Origin of the sequence: Lactobacillus acetotolerans DSM 20749 = JCM 3825 (assembly GCF_001436775.1) — a bacterium.
Taxonomy (GTDB): Bacteria; Bacillota; Bacilli; order Lactobacillales; family Lactobacillaceae; genus Lactobacillus; species Lactobacillus acetotolerans.
This window is the reverse complement of the sequence record NZ_AYZC01000068.1, coordinates 1-3,621: the sequence shown is the minus strand read 5'-3', so window position 1 is coordinate 3,621 and position 3,621 is coordinate 1. Positions and strand designations below refer to the sequence as shown.

2 protein-coding genes and 1 pseudogene are annotated in these 3,621 nt (G+C 32.4%); 1 reads left to right on the top strand and 2 read right to left on the bottom strand.

Annotated features, from left to right (window positions below; genetic code table 11):
- Positions 1 to 28: 28 nt before the first annotated feature.
- Together FC77_RS07380 and FC77_RS07375 are read right to left on the bottom strand one after the other, a co-directional pair.
- Positions 29 to 1,298, bottom strand: a pseudogene (locus tag FC77_RS07380) (PTS sugar transporter subunit IIC).
- Positions 1,299 to 1,314: 16 nt separating this feature from the next.
- The gene (locus tag FC77_RS07375) at positions 1,315 to 2,685 is read right to left on the bottom strand and encodes a glycoside hydrolase family 1 protein (RefSeq protein WP_056970996.1); all 1,371 of its coding nucleotides are present in this window, start codon (positions 2,683 to 2,685) and stop codon (positions 1,315 to 1,317) included.
- Between the two features lie 109 nt (positions 2,686 to 2,794).
- Here FC77_RS07375 and FC77_RS07370 point away from each other — a divergent pair, with 109 nt between their 5' ends.
- Entirely contained in the window at positions 2,795 to 3,517 is a 723-nt protein-coding gene (locus tag FC77_RS07370) for a GntR family transcriptional regulator (protein WP_056970995.1), read from the top strand.
- The last annotated feature ends 104 nt before the right edge of the window (positions 3,518 to 3,621 follow it).

Here is a 3,621-nt window from a genome sequence, read left to right as displayed (position 1 = left end):
ATTTTAACTTATAATCTAGGCTATTTGGTTAATTTAAACAACTAGCACCACGCGTACCAATTATAATTATTAATAACTGAACAACAACCGCTCGCCAATCACCAGCTGTAGCCAGGTAAGCATTGATTAATGGTGGCGTTGTCCAAGGAACAAGAACAACTACCCTATTCATCCAGCCAATAGCAGTGAAGAAATAAGCAATTAAAATACCGATAACTGGTTGTAAAACAAATGGAATCATCATTGGAATATTAAAAACAATTGGATACCCGAAAATAACCGGTTCATTAATATTAAATAGTCCTGGAGCTAATGATAGCTTCGCCACCTCACGTGATGACTTCATCTTTGAAAAGATAAAGATGGCAATAAGCAGACAAATGGTTGAACCGGTACCACCAATCATACCGAATGTATCTCTAAAAGTATTCGTTAAAATATAAGGTATTTGCTTATGAGCGGCAAATGCAGCCATATTTTTATTCATATTCAATAGAAGTAACGGATCAAGTAAAGTGCCGTTTATAACTGTTTGGTGAATACCTAATGTGAACAGGAAGTTACCAATACTATAAATTAACAGCATCCCCGGTAAACTAGTATTAACTGCTCTTAATGGTTACTGAATCAAATCAGTAATTAATTTAATTAAATTGGTGTGGCCAAATACACTGAGTAACATAGATATTAAAGCAAAGAAACTAAGCGTTAAGATAGCCGGAATCATATTATTAAATGAAGCTGATACTGCAGGTGGTATATTTTCACCTAAATTTATCTTTAAACGCTTAACTTTAGAAAGTTTAATAAACATTGCTGTGGCTAATAAACCAATAATAATACCAGCAAACATACCAGTTGTGCCAAGATTGTTAAAAGATAAACCACCAGTAACATTAATAGCTTTTTGTGTACCTGCCTTCATTAATTGAATATTATTCGGCATAATAACAATTAAACTAGCTAATGCTACTATTGCAGCCATAATTTTGTTAGAAAAGTTTTTATTAGTTGCTAATGTGTAGCCAATAGTTGGTGCCAAAGCCAAACCTGCAATATTCAAAGTACCATTAGTTACATCGGTACCCCCAGATTTGCAAGTTAGTCAATAATGCCCCGTGAGCAAACAACGGAAATATAACATTATTAATTAGTACTGCTAACCCAGCTAAAATAAATAGTGGCATAAGTACAGCAAAAGCATCCTGGAGTGACCTTAAATGAACTTCATTCCCTACTTTCACACAAACATTAGTAAATTTATCAAACACTTTTTTAGATTTTGAATTTTCATTCATAATTACTACCCTCTAATTAAAGAATTTCACCATTCGATTTAATCACTTGTTTCAACCAGTAATAACTCTTCTTAGGTACGCGCTTAAGATCTTTCAGATCATGATTAGAACGGTTAACGTAAACAACGCCATACCTTTTATCAACGTTTCCTTGCGAACTAGGAATATCTATTAAGCCCCAACCTAAATATCCGATAACATTGGCACCATCATTAACCGCATCTTTTAGAGCTTGAATATGGGCACGGTGGTACTTTATTCTGTAATCATCATTAATTTTATGTGTACCATCCCAATGCTCACGAACACCAATTCCATTTTCAATTGGAAAGATTGGTAAATGTGTCCGGTTATAAAGATCCATCAAAACATTATGAAAACCTTTTGGATCTATCTGCCAGCCCCATTCATTGGATTGTAAATATGGATTCTTCGCAGCACCCATATTTCCGTAGTAATTCGGTGCCGTTCCTACAGGAATTTTGGTACTATCAAGAGTAGAAGTAGCATAGTAGCTAAAACTAATAAAATCACTTCGTGTTTTGGAAATCTCAGCTAAATCTTTATCGTTTAAAATATCATCTAAGCCATTGTTCTTCATAAATTGGACAACTTCATCAGAGTATTTACCTTCAGTAAAAATTCTTAACAGATTATAATCTGTAAATTCTTTAAATTTACGGACGGCTTCAACATCATCAGGATTTGGCGTTGCAGGATATGTTTCTTGAAAAGCTTCCATTCCACCAATTTTTAAAGTAGGATAATTATCGTGGATATAATTTGCTACTTTAGAATGAGCTAATGTAACGTTATGTTGTATTTGGTAGAGATCATGAAGTGTTTTATGTCCCTTTAGGTAGCCACTACTCTGAAAAGCATCACCAAATCCATAAAGATTTTGTTCATTAAATGTAATCCAATACTTAACTTGGTCACCAAATTCTTCAACCATTTTTTTAGAATATTCGAAGAAATGATTAACAACTTTTTTATTAATGAAACCATTGTATTTTTGTGCTTGATATAAAGGCATATCAAAGTGATATAAACATATCATGGGCTGAATACCATTATTTAATAGTTCATTAATTAAATTCTTGTAGAATTGAATTCCTTTTTCATTAAATTCACCTTCACCTTTAGGTTGGACTCGACTCCAAGAAATTTGAAAACGATAGAAATTCATCCCTAAATCCTTCATTAAGTGAATATCTTCGGGATAACAATGATAACCATCTATAGCTACTTTCCAGTCGGAACTATTTTTAGTTGCTGGTCTAATATCATAAACTGAAGCACCTTTTCCATCTTCATCGTATGCACCTTCAGTTTGCATACTAGAAGTTGAATTGCCCCAGAAAAAATTTTTAGGTAATTGTTTCATTGGTTTACCTCCTTGTAATCGGTTTCAATTATAAGTATATACATTTAAGGCAAAAAGTAAATGCTAAAATACAATTTATATTAAAAAATATCATTGAGAGGAAATAAATATGTTAAAGTACGTTGAAATTGAAAATGAAATTAGGAAACGAATCAAGAATGGTTATTATGCTATTGGTGAACATTTACCAGATCAAAATCAAATGGCCAAGGAATTCAAAACAACTCGTGTAACCGTACAAAAAGCATTAAAGAACCTAATCAATGAAGATTTGATTTATAGTCAGCGTGGATCAGGCACCTACGTCAAAGCTAATGCGAAATACGCGTCTAAATTTGATTTTGGTGTTGATCAATACGTTGGAACCACGCAATTTCTTGGCAGAAATCATAAAATTACCAGCAAAATTATTAAATTTAAAATTAGATATCCAAATGCCGATGAAAAAGAACGGTTAAATTTAAAGAAAAATGATTTAGTTTACGATATTAAACGTCTAAGAATAGTCGATGATGAACCTTATGCATTTGAATATACAAAAATGCCGGTAAATATTATTCCCGGTATAGATGAAAGTGTATTAAAAAAATCAATTTATGGGTACATTAATCAGACTCTAAATAAAAAAATTGGAGCTGCATACCGTATAATCAGTGCAAATAAACCAAATCAAGATGATCAAAAGTATTTAGAATGCAAAAAAGATGATCCCGTTCTATTAGTTAACCAAGTCGTTTTCTTAAAAGACGGAATTCCATTTGAATATTCGGAAACACATCATCCCTATAACAAAGGTAAAATAACCGTTTACGTTTCTGGAAATAACCGTTAAAAAAAGCTTTACTGAAAATTTCAGTAAAGCTTTTTATATGGGAAAAATTTGGGTCTATGATATTCCCTGTTGATAGTTTATATATGATAAGCTGTTAGCAGGGT

Excerpts from the sequence above, each read along its gene's own strand:
- FC77_RS07375 (WP_056970996.1), bottom strand. The coding sequence starts at position 2,685 with ATGAAACAATTACCTAAAAATTTTTTCTGGGGCAATTCAACTTCTAGT.
- FC77_RS07370 (WP_056970995.1), top strand. The coding sequence starts at position 2,795 with ATGTTAAAGTACGTTGAAATTGAAAATGAAATTAGGAAACGAATCAAG.